A 20,815-nucleotide genomic window follows, 5' to 3' on the forward strand; every position below is an offset into this window, starting at 1 on the left:
CCGGCTCGTTGCTCACCAGGGGCGGGGACGGAGGCGGACGATGGCGGCGGGTCGGGGTGCCGAGCTGCTGCGTCCTCCCACCAGTTCAGGCCGCGCGACGTTCCTGGAGCTGTTCTTCGATCTGGCCTTCGTCGTGGCACTCACCCGGGTCTCGCAACGATTCGCCGGCTTGAGCGATGACACTGGCTGGGCGCTCGTCACAGGGTTCGGACGTACCCTGCTGCTCTTCCTGGCGCTCTGGCTGATCTGGTCGCACACCGCCTGGATCACCAGCCGCTACGAACCAGAGCAGCCGATCATTCAGGCCGTCGTGGTCGGCACCATGTTCGCCGGCCTGATCATGGCGGTGACGCTGCCGCGCGCCATGGAGGAGCGGGCACTGCCGTTCGTGGCCGCGTACCTGACGGTGATGGTGGTGCGGCCGCTGGTGGTCGCCGCCGCGCTGCGTGGCCATCCGCGACGGTTGGTGCCGTTCCGGCTTGCGGTGTGGGCTTCGGCGAGCGCGCCTCTGTGGCTGGCCGGCGCGTTGGGTCCGGACCGACTTCGCCTGCCGCTGTGGGCTGCCGCCCTCGCCGTCGACTACCTCGCCTGGTCCCTGGGCTGGCCGCTGCCGTGGCTCGGGGCCTCGAATGTGAGCCGCTGGCGGATCGCGGGGACTCACCTCGCCGACCGTTACCAGCAGGTGTTTCTCATCGCGCTCGGTGAGTCGATTCTGGTCATCGGCGTGGTTTTCAGCGGTACCGACTATTCCGCCGAGCGGGCAGCCGCCTTCGCGGTCGCGTTCGCCACCAGCGCGCTGCTCTGGCGGATCTACTTCCACCGCGCCGGTCTGCTGCTGTCCGATGCGCTGGACCGAGCGGTCATGCCCGGCCGGCTGGGCGCGGCGTCGGAACGGACGCACCTGCTGGTCGTGCTCAGCGTGCTCGTCACGTCGGTCGGCTACGAGCTGGTGATCGATCAGCCGTTCGGACAGCCGCGGCCCAGTTGGCTGCTGTTCGTGGTGGGCGGGCCCATGCTCTTCCTGGTCGCCCGTATGCGGCTGGAGTACGAGATCTTCGGCCGGGTCACCCAGCCCCGCGTGATCGGACTGGTGGCCCTGCTGGTGTTCACGCCGGCGTTGGCTCGTTGGACGCCGATGGTCGGGCTGAGCGTGGTGGCCGGAGTGCTGGCGCTGGTCGCGCTCCTCGACGCGCTGCGGAGCCGGGGACAGCCGGTGGAGGTTCCCGCCTCGCCGATCGGGCGGGGCGCACCCGAGGTTCGCGACTCCGAGGCGTGACCGCGCGGCCGTTGGCGGACCGACGACCACCTGGAGATGGCACCGCCGTCATTGCCTGCCCCGCCGCGTAAGACGGTGTCGTTGCGTGACTGTCGTGACTAGCCGGCGGACTCGCTCGACTGGCGCTCGGCATTGATCGACAGAAGGCCTTCGACGCCGCGCAGGAAGGTCTCGGACACCAATGCGGGGTCGAAGAGGCATCCGGCGGCCATGGCGCCGTCGCGGAGCATGACGAAGTGGCGGGCGGCGGGATCCGCCGTCTCCTGGTGGACCTGTGCCATGAGTGTGCTGAGCGTGTCCAGGAACCATTGCCGGTGGGCGATGATCTCCTGGCGTACCGGGTGTTCCGCGGCGGGATACTCCGCTGCGGCGTTCAGGAAGGCGCAGCCACGGAACCCGGGGGACTGGATGTTCTGTGCGATGGAGCCGGCAATGGCCAGGAGTGGGTCGACCGGCGACGAGTCGGTGGCGATGGCCGCGTCGACCGTGCTGCGCTCCATCTCGTGGACTTCCCGCAGGTAGGCGAGGATCAGATCGTCCTTGCTGGGGAAGTGCCGGTAGAACGTCGCCCGGGTCACCTTCGCCTCGGCGATGATCCGGTCGATGCCGACGGAATGGATGCCCTCCGAGTAGAAGAGCCTGGTCGCCGTGGCGAGGAGCCGGAGGCGCGCCTCAGAGGGCCGAGCGTCGGGTTTTCCGCGCGTCATCCCACCAGCTTAGCGGATAGAACGTTCGGTCTGATGGACCCGAACCGCCGCAGTTCGGCGGCGGCACGTCGATGGCGACAAGCGCGGGTGGATAGAACGGTCGGTCTTGACGGTGCGGGCTGAGCCTGTCATGCTCGGGGGGTAGAACGTTCGGTCTCCCTACCTCTCCGCTGAAAGGGTCACCCGTGACCACCATTGCTGCTCCGACCGGCATCTCCCAGACCGCGTCCGCACTGCGGCGGCTGTACTTCGTCCGCTTCGCGTTCGCCATCGTGTGGGCACTCGTGACGATCGCCACCGCCAAGGAGATCGGTCCGCTCGCGGTGGCGCTGTTCGTGCTCTACCCCTTGTTCGACGTGGGCGCCGCCATCTACGACCTCCGTTCGTCACGGACCACCGGCTCGCCGGCCCTGCTGTACGTGAACGTCGCGGTGAGCCTGATCGCGGCGGTCGGCGTCGGTGTCGCGGGCGCGTCCGGTGTTCCCGCCGTCCTGCGGGTCTGGGGCGCCTGGGCGATCGTCGCCGGGCTGGTCCAGTTGATCGTCGGTGTCACCCGACGGAAGATGGGCGGCCAGTGGCCGATGATCATCAGCGGCGGCATCTCCGTTCTCGCTGGTGGGTCCTTCATCGCCGGAGCCTCCGCAGACCACCCCTCGCTGACCAACGCGGCCGGCTACGCCATTCCCGGCGCCATCTTCTTCCTCATCGCCGCTGTCCGCCTCGGCCGTGCCGCGAAGGGCAACTGACATGACAACCATCGAGTACGACGTCGTCGTGATCGGTGCCGGTCCGGTCGGGGAGAACGTTGCCGACCGGGTCGTGCGGGGTGGGCTGACCGCGGCCATCGTCGAGCGGGAGTTGGTCGGTGGCGAGTGCTCGTACTGGGCCTGTATGCCGACCAAGGCGTTGCTGCGCAGCGCGTCCGCGTTGCGGGCGGCTCGACACCTGCCGGGTGCGCGTGAGGCAGTGACGGGAGACCTGGACGCGGCTGCGGTGCTGGCCCGGCGGGACTCCTTCGCGTCGCAGTGGCAGGACGACGGGCAGGTCTCGTGGCTGGAGTCGGCTGGCATCGCGCTGCACCGTGGTCATGGGCGGATCAGTTCCGCCCGGGTTGTCGAGGTGACCGGCGTCGACGGTGTCACGACGAGGCTGACGGCGCGGCACGCGGTGGTCGTCGCGACCGGCAGCAGCGCTCTGTTGCCGGATATCCCGGGTCTACGCGAGGCGGCGCCGTGGTCCAGCCGCGAGGCCGCGTCGGCCAAGTCGGTGCCCCGCCGGCTCGCCATCATCGGTGGTGGCGTGGTGGCGGCCGAGATGGCGACCGCGTTCGCCGCCCTGGGGTCGTCGGTGTCGGTGCTGGCCCGCGATGGGGTGTTGCCGTCGGCGGAGCCGTTCGCCGGTGAGCGGGTCACGGATTCGTTGCGCGAGGCCGGTGTGTCGGTACACCTCGGCGCGGAGGCCGTTTCCGTCAAGCGCGACGGCAGCGGAACCGTCCACATCGAGACCGCCTCCGGCGAGCGGGTCGAGGCTGACGAGGTGCTGGTGGCGGTTGGTCGTACGCCGAACACCCAGGACATCGGCCTCGACGGCATCGGGCTGGCGCCCGGTGCGTGGCTGGCGGTCGACGACACCCTGCGCGTCGTCGGCGGCGGGGAGTGGCTGTATGCCGCGGGCGACGTGAACCGGCGGGTGCTCCTGACCCATCAGGGCAAGTACCAGGCCCGGGCGGTGGGCGATGTGATCGTGGCCCGGGCGAAGGGTGCCACGGTCGAGGACGACCGATGGGGCCGGCACGTGGCGACGGCAGACGAACGTGCGGTGCCGCAGGTGGTCTTCACCGACCCGGAGATCGCGTCGGTGGGCTTGACGGCGGCCGCGGCCGAGGCGGCTGGGCTGCGGATCCGGGTCGTGGACTACGACCTGGGTGCGGTTGCCGGGTCCACGCTCCACGCCGATGGCTACCAGGGGCACGCCCGGATGGTCGTCGACGAGGACCGGAAGGTGATCGTCGGCTTCACTCTGGCCGGCCCGGACGTGGCGGAACTGATCCACGCCGCGACCATCGCCATCGTCGGTGAGGTCCCGCTGGACCGGTTGTGGCACGCGGTGCCGGCATACCCGACCATCAGCGAGGTGTGGCTGCGGCTGTTGGAGACATACGGCCGCTGACGGCGAACCGAGCACTCGTCCCGGCGCTGTCCGCGCCGGGACGAGAGCCAGGTGCCGATCGGGTGTCCGCGCATCCGGGTGGATGGATGTTTTCCCTGACCGGGGCCGGGATACTTGTCGCGCATGTTCGACGGTTTCGAGGACGAGCGGATCGACGTCGGGGAGGTGGAACTGCGGGTCCGGTATGCGGGACAGGGGCCGCCGGTCCTCCTCATTCACGGACATCCGCGTACGGGGTCGACGTGGCATCGAGTCGCGCCGCAGCTGGTTGATCGCGGGTTCACCGTCGTCTGTCCCGACATGCGTGGCTACGGGCAATCGGGCAAGGCGACGATCCGCGCGGACCACTCCCAGCAGTCCAAGCGGGTGGTCGCCGCGGACATGGTCCAGCTGATGGCTGAACTGGGCCACCCGACGTTCGCGACGGTCGGGCACGACCGTGGGTCGTACGTGGCGTTACGCCTGGCGCTGGACCATCCCGACGCGGTCAGTCACTTGGTGGTCATCGACGGTGTACCCATCAGCGAGGCCCTGGCCCGGTGCGACGCGAAGTTCGCCCATGACTGGTACCACTGGTTCTTCTTCGCCCAGCCAGACAAGCCAGAGCGCGCCATCGCCGCCGACCCCGACGCCTGGTACGCCACCAAGGCTCGGCCCGAGAGCATGGGCGCCGAGAACTACCAGGAGTTCCGGCAGGCCATCCACGACGCGGTCACCGTACGGGCGATGCTGGAGGACTACCGGGCCGGCCTCGGCGTTGACCGAGCGCACGAGGAAGCCGACCGGCGTGACGGCCGCACTGTCCGCTGCCCAACTCTGCTGCTGTGGTCGACCCGGGACGACCTGGAAGACCTGTACGGCGATCCGCTGGCCATCTGGCGCCCGTGGGCCCCCGATCTACGCGGCCACTCGATCGAGTCCGGCCACCACGTCGCCGAGGAGAACCCCGACGACCTGACCGCGGCGCTGCACCACTTCCTGTCCTGAGCCCCTCGCCCCGCCCGCCCACTGGAGGACCCACGCCGGTAGCCCACATCGCTGCGATCAACCGCGACAACCCGCGCCGGAACGCTGTCGCGTCGATGGCGACTACTGCGTGAGCATCAGCTGTCCGAGTTCCTGGGTGCATCGGGTGAGCGCGACGTAGAGGCCGTTCCAGCCGCGCGGTTCGGCGGCGATTCCCTGAGGGTCGATGAGGAGCGTCGCGTCCCATTCCAATCCCTTGGACTGGGTCGCGGTGAGCACCGGCACATCACCCAGCACGGCCAGGAGTGCGGAGATGCGGGCCGCGGGGGCGATGACGCCGACCGTGCCGCCGTGCCACCGTTGCTGCAACTGCCGCACCGCTTCGAGGGCGGCACCGGCAAGCTCAGCGGTCGTGATGGTGAGCTCCCACGGAACGATGCCGGAGGAGCGCACCGCTCGTGGCGGCGTGTTGTGGCTGCCAGCCTTTTTCAGGACCGGTTCGGTGAGGTCCATGACCTCGCGCGGGGTCCGGTAGCAGATGGTGAGTTCCGCGGCGGTCCAGCGGTCTGCGAAAACGGCCTGCACCGCTTGTGCCCAACTGGTGTGCCGGTGCGCTGCCTCGGCCTGGTCGATGTCGCCCACGGCGGTGATGGAGCGACTGGGACACCGCCGGAGGACCATCTGCCACTGCATCTCGGACAGCTCTTGCGCCTCGTCGATCACGACGTGGCCGTACACCCAGCCGCGCTGGCGGCGCGCCCGGTCGGCGACGAACTCGCCCTGTGGTTGCGGGGCGTCGACCTCGCCGAGCAGGTCGGCGAGGGCGTCGAGCAGAGGGATGTCGCTTGGTGCCCACGGGGCGGGCTCGGCCGCGACGGCGGTGATCTCCTCGGGGGACAGTCGCGGAGCGAACCGGGCCAGCAGGGCGCGGTCGGTCAGGAGGTCACCCAGCAGGGTTTCGGCGTCGCGGGTCGGCCACCATGCCTCGATGAACCGGGCGATCGTGGGGTCCTCGGCGATCCGACCACGCAGTTGCTCGATCTCCTCCTCGGAGAGCAACCCGTCGATGTCGCTGCCGGTGGACGTCCGGGCGGAGTGGTGCTCGTACCCCATGCCCCTGTCGACGCGGGCCAGGATGTCCTCGAACCCCTCCTCCATCTCGTCCATCAGCGCCTCGCGCTGCTCGGCCACGACATCGGCAAGGAGGTGGTGCAACTGCTCGGCGAACGCCGCGCGGGCACGGTGGTACGGGCGTCCCTGCACCGCCGAGGCCAGCGCCTGCGCCACGGTTGCGGCTGGAATGACGTAGAACTCGCCCTCCCAGCGCAGCTTCAGTTCGCGGGACCGGGGGAGCAGCGACGCGACGTAGCTCTCGAGCGCGGGCTGCCAGAGGGCACGGCCTTTGATCTCGGCGACGAGTCGGCTCTCGTCGCGACCCACCTGGATGTCGCTGAGCAGCGTGTCGCAGGTCGCCGAGACGACGGCGGTCTCACCGAGCGCGGGCAGCACCTGGGCGATGTACTGGAGGAACCGCGGCGAGGGGCCGAGGACCAGGACCGCCTGGTCGGCCATCTGCCGATGGGTGAACAGGAGGTACGCGACGCGGTGCAGAGCAACCACGGTCTTGCCGGTGCCCGGGCCGCCCTGGACGATCAGCGGGCCGGTCGCCTCCGCCCGGATGATGTCGTCCTGTTCGCGTTGCAGGGTGGAGATGGCTGTCGACATGTGCCCGGTGCGCCGCTGGTCGAGGGCGGCCAGTAGAGCGCCTTCGCCGACGAGTTCCGCCGTTGTGGTCCCGTCCAGCGGCTCGTCGTCCACGCCGACGACTGTCGATCCCGTCGTACGGATGTGCCGGCGCCGTGCCTGACCCTGAGGGTCGACGGCCGTCGCGGTGTAGAACGGCCGAGCTGCGGGAGCGCGCCAGTCCACCAGCAGCGGCTCATCGTCCTCGCCGTCGTTGCGGAGACCGACACGGCCCACGTGGCGCACGGTGCCGTCACGGCCGTCGAGGCGGCCGAAGACCAACCCTTCCCCTGCTCGCCGAAGCTCGTCGTACTGCCGGCGGAGCATGCGCTGCCGGGCCTGCTCCAACGCGTCCAGCGTCTCTGCCGAAAGTTCGGCCTGCAGGTGGTCGGCCAGCCTGTCGCGCCGGGCCGTGGCCACGTCCAGAAACGCCTGTTCCTCGGCGACCGCGGATCGACGCGCGGCACCCTCCGCGGTGGAGGTTGGCAGTTGGCCGTCCGGTGGTGCTTCGCTGACGTCGACAATGCCGCTGCTCAGAGCAGACTCCCGGTGCATTCGCAAATCCCCGTATCGGTGGAACCCTCGGCCCGGACGAGCCGCAGTGCATTCGGCGGCAAGCATAGGGTTGCTTTTCCCCATCGGCCAGGAAATCCGTCGGCAGAGATCGGAATCTCAATGCCTTGCAGTTCCGGGGTTGCTTGTGGCCTCACCAATTCGGATTCGCTTATTGACAGTCCGGTCTTTATCTGTTCTGCGGGCCCTCGCTCAGGTCAGCTCAACGTGAAGGTCGCGTCGTCGACGTCGAAGGCCGTGGTGCCGTTGCCGGCCGTCTCGCTGCCGACGAAGCTGACCGTCGCGGTCCGCTCGGTCGTCGCGGTTCCGCTCGACATGGCGTACTCCCGCCACTGCGCCCCGCCGTCGAAGGCCAGCGAGAACCTCGTCTTCGGGGGTATCCCGGTGACCGCCAGTCCGACGTTCAGATAGTCGCTTCGGCTGGTCTCCGTGGTGGTGGTCCGGACCCAGAAGCGGACCGTCAGGTCGCAGTTGGCCGGCACGGTGACGGTGGTGCGCAGCAGGTCGGTACGCGTCACGTCCAGTCCGGCGAAGGCGGCGTACGCGCGGCCGGTGTGTGCGGGTCGGGGCGCGTCGCCGAACACGACGATGCGGGGGCCGGCGGTCCAGCCGGTGGTGCCGCGCTCGAACCCGGGGTTCGGGTGGACCTGTCCGGTGCAGGGCGGGTCGGCCGCCAGCTGGCCGTGGGATGCGCCGGCCGTGGCCAGGAGCAGCAGGACCGCAGCCGAGGCGGTGGTGACGAATGCTCTCATTGGTTCTCCCCGCGTCAATACATTCGAGATGGTCAATGCGTATCGACCATGCGCGATGGACGTGGGCGCGTCAAGCCCTTCCCGAGGTCGGCCGCGCGACGGCGGCTGACCGGGGCGTGCCCGCGCTACCGGCGGCGGCGAGCGTCGGCCTCGGTGTCGAGCAGGTCGTTGAGCGTCAGCGCGGAGTTGATCAGTGAGAGGTGGCTGAACGCCTGGGGATAGTTGCCGATCTGCTCTCCGGTTGCGGCGATCTCCTCGGCGTAGAGGCCGAGGTGGTTGCTGAAGGTGAACATCTTCTCGAATGTGAGTCGGGCGTCGTCGAGACGGCCGGAACGGGCCAGCGCCTCGACGTACCAGAAGGTGCACATGTTGAAGGTGCCCTCGTGGCCGGGGAGACCGTCGGGGGAGTGGACCGGGTCGTACCGGTGGACCAGGCTGTCGGAGACCAGTTCGCGCTCGATCGCCTGCAGGGTGGACTGCCACAGGGGGTCGCTCGGCGTGACGAAACCGACCGCCGGCATGGCGAGCAGTGCCGCGTCCAGCACGGCCTCGTCGTACGCCTGCACGAAGGTGCCGCGGGCCCGGTCGTATCCGCGGGCCATGACCTGGTCGTAGATGCGGTTGCGTTGCTCGGTCCAGCAGGTCATGTCCCCGGGGCGGCCGGTGCGGGTGGCCAGCCGGATGGCCCGGTCCAGCGCGACCCAGGACATCACCCGGCCGAAGGTGTAGTTGCGGGGGTGGTGGCGGCTCTCCCAGATGCCGGCGTCGGGCTGGTCCCAGTTGTGGCAGAGCCAGTCGACGAGCCGGACGGTGCTCTTCCACACCTGGTGCGAGACGCGGATGCCCTGCTCGTCGGCGAGGTGCATGGCGTAGAGCGCCTCGCCGTGGATGTCGAGCTGGACCTGGTCGGCGGCGCCGTTGCCGATCCGCACCGGCCGGGAGCCGCGGTAGCCCTCCAGGTGGTCCAGCACCTCCTCGTGCAGGTCGGAGGAGCCGTCCACTCGGTACATGATCTTCAGGGGGTCCTGGTGGTCGCCGGCCTCGCGGATCCGCTCGTCCAGCCAGTTCATGTACCGGCTGACCTCCTCGGTGAAGCCGAGGCCGAGCAGCGCGTGCACCGAGAACGACGTGTCGCGTACCCAGGTGTAGCGGTAGTCCCAGTTACGGGTTCCGCCGACCAGTTCCGGCAGCGCGGCGGTGGGCGCGGCGATCATCGCGCCGGTGGGCGCGTACGTCATGAGTTTCAGCGTGATGGCGGAGCGCTCCACCATCTCCCGCCAACGGCCGGTGTAGCGGGAGCGTTCGAGCCAGCGTCGCCAGTAGTCCCGGGTCCACTCGAACATGCCCTGGATCTCTTCCGGCGGGATGACGCGTGGCTCGGTACCGCCCGTTTCCAGGACCACCCCGCCGGTGTCGCCCTCGTTCAGGGTGCCGTACGCGACGAGGTCACCGCCCTCGAGGTGGATGTCACCCTGTTCGGAGATCAACCGCCGCACCGGGTCGACCGGGTTGAACGTCAGCGTCGCCGACCGGCTGCGGAAGACGTAGCCGTTGTGGTGGCGTTCCAGCTGGTGCTCTTCGCGGGCGTAGTCGAACCGCGGCCGGCACTCCACCCGGAAGCGCATGCTGCCTCGGACCATGGTGACGGTGCGGACCAGGCGGTGCGCGTCGGTGGCCCGCTCGCCGGTGACCGGCATGAAGTCCATCACCTCGGCCACGCCGTCGGCGCTGATGAACCGGGTGATCAGGATGGGTGTGCCGGGGAGGTAGAGCTGCTTGGTCACGTACCGCACGTCGTGCGGCGCGATCTGGAAGTAGCCGCCCTTCTCCTTGTCCAGCAGCGCGGCGAAGATGCTCGGCGAGTCGAACCGCGGCGCGCAGAACCAGTCGACCGTCCCGTCACACGTCACCAACGCGGCGGTCTGCAGGTCGCCGATGAGCCCGTGATCCTCGATCGCCGGATAGCTGTCCACGTCTCTCCCCGGTTCGGCTGCGTCCTGCGCATCGAACCTAGGGGGAGAATTGTCGACTTAGGTGAGATTCATGTTCCGCCACCCTGTCGCGTGCCCCCACCCCGACGACTCCGGCCCGGACCGGCGCTCGCGGAGACGGGAGCGCTCGCCGGCCGGTGCCGCGCCCGGCCCGAGGGCGTCAGCGCTGCGGGCGGCAGGACGACCGGATGACCAGCTCGGTGGGGAGCCGGATGTGGGTGTCCCGCTCGACACCGGCGATCAGGTCGATGAGCAGGCGCAACGCCTCGGCCCCCATCCGCTGCAGCGGCTGCATGATGGTCGTCAGCGGCGGGTTGACCAGCGCCGACTCCGGGACGTTGTCGAAGCCGATCACCGACAGGTCGTCGGGCACCGACAGGCCCATGTCGCGGGCCACGGTCATCGTGGAGATCGCGGAGAGGTCGTTACCCGCGAAGATCGCGCTCGGCCGGTCGGTCAGGGCGAGAAGCTCCGCGGCCGTGCCGGCGGCGCTCTCGATCCGGAACCCGCCGACGCGGACGAGCCGCTCGTCCACCGGCACCCCGGCCTCGGCCATCGCACTGCGGAAGCCGGCCTCGCGCAGCTGCGCCGACTTCAGGTCGGTGCGGCCACTGATGTGCCCGATCCGCGTGTGGCCGAGGGACAGTAGGTAGTTGGTCGCCAGCACGGCGCCGGCGAAGTTGTCCGAATCGACGGTGGGCAGGTCGGACGGCCCCGTGTGCGGGTCGACGGCCACGACGTGGAAGCTGTGTTCGGTCTCGACCACGGTCGGCGTGACGATCACGGCGCCGTCGATGAGAGTGCCGGAGAGCCGGGCGAGCGAGCGCCGCTCCCACCCCACGGCGGCGCCCTCGCCGTCCCCGCTGGAGTAGGCCAGCAGCTGGTATCCGCTCCCCGCGACCTCCTGGGACGCCCCCTTGAGCAGCTCGGTGGAGAACGGCTCGAACTCGGCGACCAGGATGCCGAGCACGTTGGTGCGGTGGCTGCGCAGGCTCTGCGCCCCCAGGCTCGCCTCGTAGCCGAGCTCGTGGATGACCTGCTGGACGCGCTCCACGGTCGCCTGGGCCACGCCGTAGCGGCCGTTGACGACCTTCGACACGGTCGCGACCGAGACGCCGGCAGTACGTGCCACATCCGACATCTTGACGCGCTGCTGAAACACCACGTCGATGATGATAGGGCCCCGCCGGGGGTGCGTCGTCAGCGACTCGAAAACGTTATCGATACCGATTGACATCAAGTTACATGACTGTAAAACTTCGCCGCAGGCCGAGTACCGCGACTGACTAGTCGAGGAGACATCGATGGCAACGAAGCGGCGTGCGAGTGCCGTTCTGGCACTGTTAATGACAAGTGTTGTCGTCCTCGCCGGGTGTTCCGGCGGCGGCGAAGAGGCGGCCCCTCAGAGCGAGCTGTACAAGGACCCGGTGACCCTGACCTGGTGGCACAACGCCTCCCAGGACGGGCCCGGCAAGACCTACTGGGAGAAGGTCGCCAAGGACTTCTCCGCGCTCCACCCCACCGTCAAGATCGAGATCGAGGCGATCGAGACCAACCAGCTCCAGCGCACCCGGCTCCCTGCCGCGCTGCTGAGCAGCGACCCGCCGGACATCTTCCAGGCCTGGGGCGGTGGCGAGATGACCGAGCAGGTAGAGGCCGACTACCTCAAGGAGATCACCGACCAGACCAAGACCGAGGTCGGCGACATCGGCAGCGCCGCGGAGATCTGGCAGGTCAAGGGCAAGCAGTACGGCCTGCCGTTCCGGATGGGCATCGAGGGCATCTGGTACAACAAGGAAATGTTCGCCAAGGCGGGCATCTCGGCTCCGCCGACCACCTTCGAGGAACTCAACACCGCGGTCACCAAGCTCAAGGCGACCAACGTCATTCCGATCGCCGTGGGCGCCGGTGACAAGTGGCCGGCCGCGCACTGGTGGTACAACATGGCGCTGCGCGCCTGCTCGGTCGACGCCCTCAAGAAGGCCTCCGCGGAGAAGAACTTCGACGACCCGTGCTTCGTGAAGGCCGGCCAGGACCTGAAGACGTTCATCGACACCAAGCCGTTCCAGCCCAACTTCATCGCCACCCCGGGCCAGAACGACCCGACCAGCGCCAACGGCATGCTCGCCAACGGCAAGGCCGCGATGGAGCTCATGGGTGACTGGAACCGCGGCACGCTGGACACCGTCACCACGGACAAGGCGAAGCTCGCGTCGTTCCTCGGGTGGTTCCCGGTGCCGGCGATCTCCGGTTCCCCGGGCGACCCGAAGGCGGCTCTCGGCGGTGGCGACGGGTTCTCCTGCGCCAAGAACGCCCCGGCGGAGTGCGTCGAGTTCCTCAAGTACATCGTGAGCCCCGAGGTGCAGAAGGGCTACGCCGAGACCGGCACCGGCCTGCCTGTCGCCAAGGGCGCGGCGGACGCCGTGAAGGACCCCGCGTTGAAGTCCATCCTGGAGGCCACCTCCAGCGCGAGCTACGTCCAGCTCTGGCTGGACACGGCTTACGGCAGCACCGTCGGCAACGCGATGAACGACGCGATCGTCGCCATCTTCGCCGGCAACGGGACGCCTGAGAAGGTCGTCTCGGCAATGAAGGCGGCCGCAAGCAAGTGACCTCCGCCAACCAGATCCGTATGCCCGCCGGCGGCGCTTCCGCGTCGCCGGCGGGCCCCCACAGGGCCGGGCGCGACTCCGCCCGCCGAGCCGACAACCGCCGCAAGTGGTACGAGATCATCGGGCTCACCACGCCGGCCGTCCTGATCTACGTGATGTTCGTGCTGGTGCCGATGGGCTTCGCGGTCTACTACAGCCTGTTCCGGTGGAGAGGTGTCGGGCCTCCCACCGAGTTCGTCGGCCTGCGGAACTACACCCTCGCCTTCCAGGACCCGATCTTCCTCGACGCGTTGCGCAACAACGCCATCATCGTGTTCGGGTCGCTGCTGATCCAGGGCCCGATCGCCCTGGGCGTCGCCCTGCTGCTCAACCGCCGCTTCCGTGGGCGGGCGGTGTTCCGCCTGCTGGTGTTCGTGCCGTACGTGCTGGCCGAGGTCACCGTCGGCATCATGTGGAAGCTGCTGCTGACCGACCACGGCACTGTCGACGCTCTTATGCGGTCGCTGGGAATGGGCGGCCTGGTGCAGGCCTGGCTGGCGGACCTGGATGTGGTCATCTGGACCCTGCTGGCCATCCTCACCTGGAAATACGTCGGCTTCGCCATCATCCTGCTCCTCGCCGGACTGTCCAATGTGCCCGACGAGCTGACCGAGGCGGCGGCCATCGACGGCGCGAGCTGGTGGCAGATCCAACGACACGTCACGATCCCGCTGCTCGGCCCGACGATCCGGATCTGGATGTTCCTGTCCATGATCGGCTCGCTGCAGATCTTCGACATGATCTGGGTGACCTCGGTGCCCGCGGTGCGGTCCCTCGGCGCATCGGCCACCATGGCGACCTACATGGTGGACAACGGGTTCTTCGCCCGGCTCTGGGGTTACGGCAACGCCGTGGCGGTAATCCTGTTCGTCATCTCCTTCGTGGCGGCGCTGCTGTTCCAGCGGTTCCTGCTCCGCCGCGACATCGAGGGCGCCATCACCGGAAGGGCGAAGTGACGATGGCCGTGAACACGGTTCTCCCCCCGTCCACCGGGCGCCGTCAGGTGTCCTGGGGCACGCCGCTCACCTACGCGCTCGCCCTCGCGATCGCGGCGGTGTCGATCGCCCCGGTCATCTACGTCGTCATCGGTGGGTTCCGCACCACCCCGCAGATCGTCGCGGACCCGGCCGGCCTGCCCGACCCGTTCGTTTGGGACAACTACGCCAGGGTGCTGACCCAGAGCAACTTCTGGCAACAGGCGTTCAACAGCGCGGTCATCGCCCTCGGCACGACGCTGGCCGTGGTCGTGCTCGGGCTGGCCGCCGCGTTCGTGCTCGCCCGCTACCGCTTCCGCGGGCGGGAGGGGCTCTACACCTTCTTCACCCTCGGCCTGCTGTTTCCGGCCGGGGCGGCGATCCTGCCGCTCTACCTCATGTTGCGTGACCTGAACCTGATCAACTCCTACTACGCGGTGATCCTGCCGCAGGTCGCCTTCTCACTGCCACTGACGATCGTGATCCTGCGTCCCTTCCTCTCGGCCATCCCGAGAGAGTTGGAGGACGCCGCCGCCATCGATGGTGCGAGTCGGCTCGGCTTCCTCTGGCGCGTCGCGATGCCGCTGTCGCGGCCCGCGCTCGTCACCGTTGGCGTCCTGGCGTTCGTGGCGAGCTGGAACTCGTTCCTGCTGCCGCTGCTCGTGCTCAGCGACGTCAACCTGCACACGCTGCCGCTGGGCGTGCAGAACTTCTCCAGCCAGTACACCACCGACACGGCAGGCGTACTCGCCTTCACCTCGCTGGCGATGCTGCCGGCACTGCTCTTCTTCACGCTCGCGGAGAAGCAGATCGTCGGTGGCCTGCAGGGTGCGGTCAAGGGCTGAGCGGCAGCGGTACTGAGCACAACCACAGGAAGGCACAGCATGACTGAGGTCCACGCGGTGGTGGACGGGCCGGCGCCGGCTCAGGCAGGTCCGGGGCACGGCCGTCCGGACGGGCACGACGGCGGGGCGCGCCTACGCGATCTCCTCGGCCGGATGACGATCGAGGAGAAGATCGCCCAGCTCGTCGGCTTCTGGGAAAAGGAGGACGGCGAGGCGGTCGCACCGTTGCAGGGAGAGTTCGGCGACGCCTTCAAGCTCGAGGACTTCTCCCGGCACGGGCTCGGTCACCTCACCCGCGCCTACGGCACCCGTCCCCTGGACGCGGCGGAACGTGCGGCCTGGCTGTGGAAGTTCCAGCGGGACCTGGTCACCGGGACCCGCCTCGGCATCCCGGCGATCGTCCACGAGGAGTGCCTCACCGGGCTGTCCGCGTGGAAGGCGGCCACCTTCCCCACCCCACTGGCCTGGGGTGCGGCGTTCGACCCCGAACTGGTCGCCGAGATGGCCGCGGCGATCGGCGCCTCGATGCGGGCCCTGGGCGTCCACCAGGGGCTCTCTCCGGTGCTCGACGTGATCCGTGACCCCCGCTGGGGTCGGGTGGACGAGTGCATCGCCGAAGACCCGTACCTGGTCGGCACCATCGGCACGTCGTACGTGCGCGGCCTGCAGTCGCAGGGCGTGCACGCCACCCTCAAGCACTTCGCCGGCTACTCCGCCTCGCGCGCCGGACGCAACTTCGCTCCGGTGCACGTCGGCCGCCGGGAACTGGCCGACGTGCTGCTCCTCCCGTTCGAGATGGCGATCCTCGACGGCGACGCCCGCAGTGTCATGCACTCGTACGCCGAGATCGACGGGGTGCCCGTCGCCGCCGACCCGACGATGCTGACCGGCATCCTGCGGGATGAGTGGGGCTTCGACGGCACGGTGGTGGCCGACTACTACGGGGTCGCGTTCCTCAACCTGCTGCACCAGGTGGCGGGCGATCACGCGGACGCGGCCGGGCAGGCGTTGACCGCCGGTGTCGACGTCGAACTGCCGACCGGCGACGCCTATCTGACCCTGGGGGAGTCGGTGCGGGCGGGCAAGGTCGACGAGGCGCTCATCGACCGCGCGGTGCTGCGGGTGTTGCGGCAGAAGCAGGACCTCGGTCTGCTCGACGCGACCTTCAACGACGAGCCGCCCCCGGCGATCGACCTCGACTCGCCGGAGCACCGGTCGATCGCCCGCCGGCTCGCCGAGGAATCGATCGTGCTGGTCGCCAACCGGGACACGCTGCCGCTGCCGGCGGGGCGACGGGTGGCCGTCATCGGCCCGAACGCCGACCGGCAGGGTGCGCTCTTCGGGTGCTACTCATTCCTCAACCACGTCCTCGTCCAGCACCCCGGCGTGGAGACCGGCATCGAGGTGCCGACCGTGCTCGACGCCGTGCGGGCCGAGTTCGGCGGCGATCTCGTCGCCTGGGCGCGCGGCTGCGACGTGGACACCGACGACCGATCCGGCTTCGACGAGGCGGTCGCCACGGCCTCCGGAGCGGACGTCGCCGTGCTGGTCGTCGGCGACCACGCCGGCCTCTTCGGACGCGGCACGGTCGGCGAGGGCTGCGACCGGGACGACCTGGAGCTGCCCGGCGTCCAGCGCGAACTGGTCGAGGCGGTGCTGGCGACCGGCACACCTGTCGTCCTCGTGCTGCTCACCGGCCGGCCGTACGCGGTCGGCTGGGCGCTCTCGCGATGCGCGGCGGTGGTGCAGGCGTTCTTCCCGGGCGAGGAGGGCGCCGGGGCGATCGCGGGAGTGCTCTCCGGGCGGGTCAACCCGTCGGGCCGGCTGCCGGTCAGCCTGCCCAGGTCGGCCGGCGCGCAGCCGTACTCCTACCTGCACCCCACCCTCGGTGCGGGCAACGAGGTGACCAACCTGCCGGCGACGCCCGTGGCGCCGTTCGGCCACGGCCTGTCCTACACGACGTTCGCGTACGGCGACCTCACCGTGCCCGGCACGGTGCCCACCGACGGGGCGCTCGGGGTGACGGTGCGGGTGACGAACACCGGCGCGGTCGCCGGCGACGACGTGGTCCAGCTCTACGGTCGCGACCTGGTCGCCTCGGTGACCCGGCCGGTGGCGCAGCTGCTCGGCTACCGGCGAGTCCACCTGGAACCGGGCCAGTCCGTCACGGTCGAGCTGACAGTCCCCACCACCCGCCTGGCCTTCTCCGACCGGACGTTTACCCGCGTCGTGGAGCCCGGCGACGTCGAACTCTGGGTCGGCACCAGCGGGCGGCGGGACGCCCAGGCGTTGACCACGCTGGTCGGTGACACCGTTCCGGTCACCAACGCCTCGCCACGCTGGACCACCACCGACATCCGCTGAAAGGGCCGGTCCGCCGTCAGTCCTCGTGGACGTGTCGGCGGACCGGCCCCACTCGCGTGCCCCCAGGTGGAGATGTGCACACCTAGGCGTCGCGTCGGTGGAAGGTGTAGGCGGCGAGGGCCAGGGCACCGAGGGTCCAGCCGACCGTTGCGGCGGCGCCGCGGGACGGGTCGAGGGCCGCGGTGTCCGGTAGGTAAGCAGCGCTGGTGGCGGACCAGGTGCGGATCAGCGGTCCCGCGATGAAGTACAGACCGACCAACAGGATCACGGCGAGCACTGCGCGGCGCACGACGCTGGCGAATGCCGCCCCGAGCAGTGTGGTGAGCGTCAGGTACGCGGTTGCGGCCGGTGTCCACGTGGCCTCGCCGGCCGGCAACGCACTGGTGGCCGCCGTCGTGGCGGCTACCGGAAGCGTCACCACGGCCAGCGTGAGGGCCTTCACCGCCTGTAGAGGCAGCCGCCGGGGCGACGCGAGCAGTGTGGTGCGGATCTGGCCGCCCTCCTCGTACTCGGATGCGGCCGCCAGCACGCCGAGCACCAGGAAGCCGGCCTGGGTGTAGCTGAGTGGCGCCAGGGCGGCGTTGTCGCCGAGTGGCTCGCCGCGAGACTCGGCCACGCTGTACGCCCAGGTCAGTGCCAGGTGGGCGGTCCAGGTCAGCAGTACGGTCAGGCGCAGCGACGGCAGGGTCAGCAGTTTGCGTAGTTCCGCACGGGCGGTGGTCACACGTCCCGCCGGTGGAACAGGACCGCGCCGACCGCGAGTAACGCCACGACCCAGGCGGTCATCACCAGTCCGGCGGTCAGCGGGGAGATCTCCACGGGGAAGTCCGCGGCGCGGATGAACATCCGCGCCCCGACGATGTCCGGCAGGTAGGCGGCGAGGTCGGTGACCTTCGTCAGCAGGTACGACACCGAGACGACCGTGTTGTTGACGATCAGCAGTGTCAGCGGCACTATCCCGTTGCGAGTGATCAGCGTGATCGCGTAGGCCAGCAAGGCGGTCAGCGTCCAGTAGAGGATCGCGCCGGCGACTCGGGCCGCGGTGGGTGTCCGCGCGTGGTCGCCGTGCAGCACTCGGGCGAGGCTGAGTGCGGCGGCGGCGGTGACCGCCGCCTGTGCCGCGACGACAAGCACCAGTGCGGTGGTCTTCGCGGTGAGCAGACGCAGGCGGTCGGGGACGGCGGTGAGCGTCGTGGTGAGCTGGCGGGCGCCGGGGCTGTCCGGTCCGGTGGACGTGTATTCGCTGCTCACCACGATCACCCCGAGGATCATCGGACCGATAAGACCGAGGCCCAGGTCGCGTAGGCCCAGATCGGACGTGTCGGTGACGGTGCCGGCGGCGATCGCGCGGCGGGTGTACGGCGCGTTCAGCACGACGATCAGGGGTGCCGCCAGGGTGCCCAGCACCAGGGCGACCCAGGCCGTGGGCAGGCCGAGCAGCTTACGCAGCTCGGCGCGAACAAGGCTCACCATGATCCGCCAGCCTCGGTGGCGGTCAGCGCCAGGAAGGCGTCTTCGAGCGTGCGATGACCGCCGGTGACGTCGACGAGGCTGCCCTGGATCACGACCCGCCCCTTGTCGATCACGATGACGTCGTCGGCGATCTCGGCCAGTTCCCCCATCAGGTGGCTGGAGAGCAGGACGGTGCGGCCCTCCGCCGCGCTGTCCTTGAGGAACCCGCGGATCCAGCGGATCCCGGCCGGGTCGAGGCCGTTGACCGGTTCGTCCAGCACCAGCACCTCGGGGTCGCCGAGCAGGGCGGTGGCGAGCCCGAGCCGGCGGCTCATCCCGAGCGAGAAACGGCCGGCACGCTTGCGCGCGGCGCCCGTCAGGCCCACGATCTCGAGGACCTCGTCGGCGCGGGAATCGGGCAGCCCGTTGCTGGCGGCCACCCACCGCAGGTGGGCGCGGGCCTGGCGGGCCCGGTGCGCGCCGCTGCCGTCGAGCAGCGCGCCGACCGTTGTCAGCGGGCGGTCCAAGTTCCGGTACGGGCGCCCGCAGATCAGTGCAGTCCCGCTCTGTGGGCGGTCCAGGCCGAGCAGGATACGGAGCGTGGACGTCTTGCCGGCTCCGTTCGGCCCGAGGAAGCCGGTGACCCGGCCGGGCTGGGCCTCGAAGCTGACGTCGTACAGGATCTGCGTCCTGCTCCTGGTCTTGCTGACGCGTTCGATCGTGATCATGCGTCGAGTCAACCGGCGCGTCGGCCCTCGTACATCCGACCGTTCTCGGATTTCGACGGCCGGGTCGGGCCACGGACCGTCAGACCCTGGTCTGAGATCTACAGTCGGGGTGGTGAACGCCCATCCGCGCCCCTCCGGGCAGTCCAGGGCCGTGCCGGTTGTTGTCGTCGTGACCAGCGTGCTGGTGATGGCCATGTGTACGGTCGGCGCGCGCGGCCCGCTCGCGGTCGTCGTGCCGCCGCTGATCGCCGGCGGCGCTGTCGCCGCCGCGGTGTGGGCGGTGCGACGGTCACGCACCGACCGAACCGCCTACGAGTCCCGGTTGACCGCCTGGGCGGCGTCCGAGGCGGTGCTCGCCGAACGGCTGCGGATCGCCCGCGACCTGCACGACATCGTCTCGCACGGATTGGGTCTGATTACGGTCCGCGCGGCGGCCACCCGGCACCTACCCAAACCTGCCGAGGTGGAGGCGGCGCTCACCGACATCGAGGACGCGAGCCGGCACGCGACGGCCGAGTTGCGCCGCATGCTCACCGTCCTCCGTGAGCCGTCGGCCGCCAGCCGCCGTGCTCCGGTGGACAACCTCGACGACTTACCCGGCATCGTGCACGGGGCGTCGCTCGCGGGGCTTCGAACACGGCTGACGGTCGAGCCGCTCGGTTCGGTATCGCAGGGTGTACAGGTCGCCGTCTGCAAGACCGTGCGGGAGGCGCTCAGCAACGCGGCACGGTACGCGGGCCCGACAGACGTTCGGGTGCGGGTGTCTCGGGACGGAACGTACGTGGTGGCCACGGTTGCGGACGCCGGCCCGCAAGGTGACGGATGGCTGGCAACACCCGGTGCTGGGCACGGGTTGGCCGGGCTGCGGGAGCGGATCGGCAGTCTCGGCGGCACCCTGTCCGCGGAGCACGTCGACCAGGGCTTCCGCGTCACCGCGCGCATTCGGGACGGGGCAGCGTGAGCGGCATCCGGGTGCTGCTGGTAGACGACCAGGCGCTGCTCCGACACAGCCTCACCATGATCATCAACAACGAGCCGGACCTGGCCGTCGTCGGTGAGGCCGGCGATGGAGCACACGCCGTGGCGCAGGCCCGGACCACCCGCCCCGACGTCATCCTGATGGACGTGCGGATGCCGCACCTCGACGGCCTCAAGGCCACCCGCCGCATCTGTGCCGACCCCGCGCTGTCCGCCGCCCGCGTGCTGGTTCTGAGCATGTTCGAACTCGACGAGTACGTGTACGAGGCGCTGCACGCCGGCGCGTCCGGCTTCCTGCTGAAGGACTCTCGCCCGGAGGAGCTGATCGAGGCGATCCGCCGGACCCACCGAGGTGAATCGCTGTTCGCGCCGTCGATCCTCACCCGGCTCGTGGCGCACTACGTCGCTGCGCCGTACCCGGACCGGCCGACAGCGGCGCTGCGCGGGCTGACCGGCCGGGAGGTCGAGGTGCTGACACTGATCGGCGGCGGCCTGTCGAACGACGAGATCGCAACTGCCCTGGTGATCTCCGTGAAGACGGTGAAGACGCACATCACGCACCTGCTGGCGAAGCTGGCCGTACGAGATCGGGCACAGTTGGTCATCGCGGCTTTCGACGCGGGGCTGGTGCGGCCGCGTCACTGAG

The 20,815-nt window shown here is 69.7% G+C and carries 18 protein-coding genes; 10 read left to right on the plus strand and 8 right to left on the minus strand.

The annotated features are described in order from the left end of the window. The first annotated feature begins 40 nt into the window (after window positions 1–40). Entirely contained in the window at window positions 41–1,276 is a 1,236-nt protein-coding gene (locus ACIBD9_RS24950) for a low temperature requirement protein A (RefSeq protein ID WP_396721284.1), read from the plus strand. Window positions 1,277–1,374: 98 nt separating this feature from the next. Here the strand turns inward: ACIBD9_RS24950 and ACIBD9_RS24955 are convergent, their stop codons facing one another. Then, the gene (locus ACIBD9_RS24955) at window positions 1,375–1,983 is read right to left on the minus strand and encodes a TetR/AcrR family transcriptional regulator (protein WP_396721286.1); all 609 of its coding nucleotides are present in this window, start codon (window positions 1,981–1,983) and stop codon (window positions 1,375–1,377) included. A gap of 185 nt (window positions 1,984–2,168) precedes the next feature. Here ACIBD9_RS24955 and ACIBD9_RS24960 point away from each other — a divergent pair, with 185 nt between their 5' ends. From ACIBD9_RS24960 to ACIBD9_RS24970, 3 genes are all read left to right on the plus strand, one after another. Then, entirely contained in the window at window positions 2,169–2,729 is a 561-nt protein-coding gene (locus ACIBD9_RS24960) for a hypothetical protein (RefSeq protein ID WP_396721288.1), read from the plus strand. 1 nt (window position 2,730) lies between these two features. Continuing rightward, window positions 2,731–4,152 (plus strand): dihydrolipoyl dehydrogenase family protein, encoded by a 1,422-nt coding sequence (locus tag ACIBD9_RS24965; RefSeq protein WP_396721289.1) that lies wholly within the window; start codon window positions 2,731–2,733, stop codon window positions 4,150–4,152. A gap of 123 nt (window positions 4,153–4,275) precedes the next feature. Continuing rightward, window positions 4,276–5,139 carry an alpha/beta fold hydrolase gene (locus tag ACIBD9_RS24970; protein ID WP_396721291.1) on the plus strand — a complete coding sequence of 288 codons (864 nt, stop codon included), beginning with the start codon at window positions 4,276–4,278 and terminating at the stop codon, window positions 5,137–5,139. Between the two features lie 102 nt (window positions 5,140–5,241). On the opposite strand, the gene ACIBD9_RS24975 is transcribed toward ACIBD9_RS24970, so the two are convergent. From ACIBD9_RS24975 to ACIBD9_RS24990, 4 genes are all read right to left on the minus strand, one after another. Beyond that, window positions 5,242–7,416 (minus strand): HelD family protein, encoded by a 2,175-nt coding sequence (locus tag ACIBD9_RS24975; RefSeq protein ID WP_396721292.1) that lies wholly within the window; start codon window positions 7,414–7,416, stop codon window positions 5,242–5,244. Window positions 7,417–7,631: 215 nt separating this feature from the next. After that, window positions 7,632–8,186 carry a hypothetical protein gene (locus ACIBD9_RS24980; protein ID WP_396721293.1) on the minus strand — a complete coding sequence of 185 codons (555 nt, stop codon included), beginning with the start codon at window positions 8,184–8,186 and terminating at the stop codon, window positions 7,632–7,634. Window positions 8,187–8,311: 125 nt separating this feature from the next. Beyond that, the gene (locus tag ACIBD9_RS24985) at window positions 8,312–10,159 is read right to left on the minus strand and encodes a glycoside hydrolase family 15 protein (RefSeq protein WP_396721294.1); all 1,848 of its coding nucleotides are present in this window, start codon (window positions 10,157–10,159) and stop codon (window positions 8,312–8,314) included. A 178-nt stretch (window positions 10,160–10,337) separates the two neighbouring features. Next, on the minus strand, window positions 10,338–11,342 hold the full coding sequence (locus ACIBD9_RS24990; RefSeq protein WP_396721295.1) for a LacI family DNA-binding transcriptional regulator: 1,005 nt from the start codon (window positions 11,340–11,342) through the stop codon (window positions 10,338–10,340). 139 nt (window positions 11,343–11,481) lie between these two features. Here ACIBD9_RS24990 and ACIBD9_RS24995 point away from each other — a divergent pair, with 139 nt between their 5' ends. From ACIBD9_RS24995 to ACIBD9_RS25010, 4 genes are read left to right on the plus strand one after another with little or no spacing between them, the layout of a single operon-like run. Next, a complete protein-coding gene (locus ACIBD9_RS24995) occupies window positions 11,482–12,789 on the plus strand; it encodes an ABC transporter substrate-binding protein (protein WP_396721297.1) in 1,308 nt (435 codons plus the stop codon). Continuing rightward, window positions 12,786–13,784, plus strand: coding sequence for a carbohydrate ABC transporter permease (locus ACIBD9_RS25000; protein ID WP_396721298.1), 999 nt, complete (start codon window positions 12,786–12,788; stop codon window positions 13,782–13,784). The genes ACIBD9_RS24995 and ACIBD9_RS25000 overlap by 4 nt, the downstream gene beginning before the upstream one ends. Then, a complete protein-coding gene (locus ACIBD9_RS25005) occupies window positions 13,781–14,647 on the plus strand; it encodes a carbohydrate ABC transporter permease (protein ID WP_396721299.1) in 867 nt (288 codons plus the stop codon). The genes ACIBD9_RS25000 and ACIBD9_RS25005 overlap by 4 nt, the downstream gene beginning before the upstream one ends. 39 nt (window positions 14,648–14,686) lie before the next feature. After that, entirely contained in the window at window positions 14,687–17,011 is a 2,325-nt protein-coding gene (locus ACIBD9_RS25010) for a glycoside hydrolase family 3 N-terminal domain-containing protein (RefSeq protein WP_396721300.1), read from the plus strand. An 82-nt stretch (window positions 17,012–17,093) separates the two neighbouring features. Here the strand turns inward: ACIBD9_RS25010 and ACIBD9_RS25015 are convergent, their stop codons facing one another. Genes ACIBD9_RS25015 through ACIBD9_RS25025 form a run of 3 tightly spaced genes read right to left on the minus strand, consistent with a single transcriptional unit; the run spans window position 17,094 to window position 19,191 of the window. After that, window positions 17,094–17,735: a hypothetical protein gene (locus ACIBD9_RS25015; protein WP_396721302.1), complete on the minus strand. Its 642-nt coding sequence runs from the start codon at window positions 17,733–17,735 to the stop codon at window positions 17,094–17,096. Further along, window positions 17,732–18,484 carry a hypothetical protein gene (locus ACIBD9_RS25020; protein WP_396721303.1) on the minus strand — a complete coding sequence of 251 codons (753 nt, stop codon included), beginning with the start codon at window positions 18,482–18,484 and terminating at the stop codon, window positions 17,732–17,734. Before ACIBD9_RS25020 ends, ACIBD9_RS25015 begins: the two co-directional genes overlap by 4 nt. Continuing rightward, window positions 18,478–19,191, minus strand: a complete 714-nt coding sequence (locus ACIBD9_RS25025) for an ABC transporter ATP-binding protein (protein WP_396721304.1) — start codon at window positions 19,189–19,191, stop codon at window positions 18,478–18,480. Before ACIBD9_RS25025 ends, ACIBD9_RS25020 begins: the two co-directional genes overlap by 7 nt. Before the next feature lie 112 nt (window positions 19,192–19,303). Here ACIBD9_RS25025 and ACIBD9_RS25030 point away from each other — a divergent pair, with 112 nt between their 5' ends. Continuing rightward, entirely contained in the window at window positions 19,304–20,152 is an 849-nt protein-coding gene (locus ACIBD9_RS25030) for a sensor histidine kinase (protein WP_396721306.1), read from the plus strand. Continuing rightward, window positions 20,149–20,814, plus strand: coding sequence for a response regulator (locus ACIBD9_RS25035; RefSeq protein ID WP_396721307.1), 666 nt, complete (start codon window positions 20,149–20,151; stop codon window positions 20,812–20,814). Before ACIBD9_RS25030 ends, ACIBD9_RS25035 begins: the two co-directional genes overlap by 4 nt. Window position 20,815 lies beyond the last annotated feature (1 nt).

Origin of the sequence: Micromonospora sp. NPDC050784 (assembly GCF_044456765.1) — a bacterium.
Taxonomy (GTDB): Bacteria; Actinomycetota; Actinomycetes; order Mycobacteriales; family Micromonosporaceae; genus Micromonospora; species Micromonospora foliorum.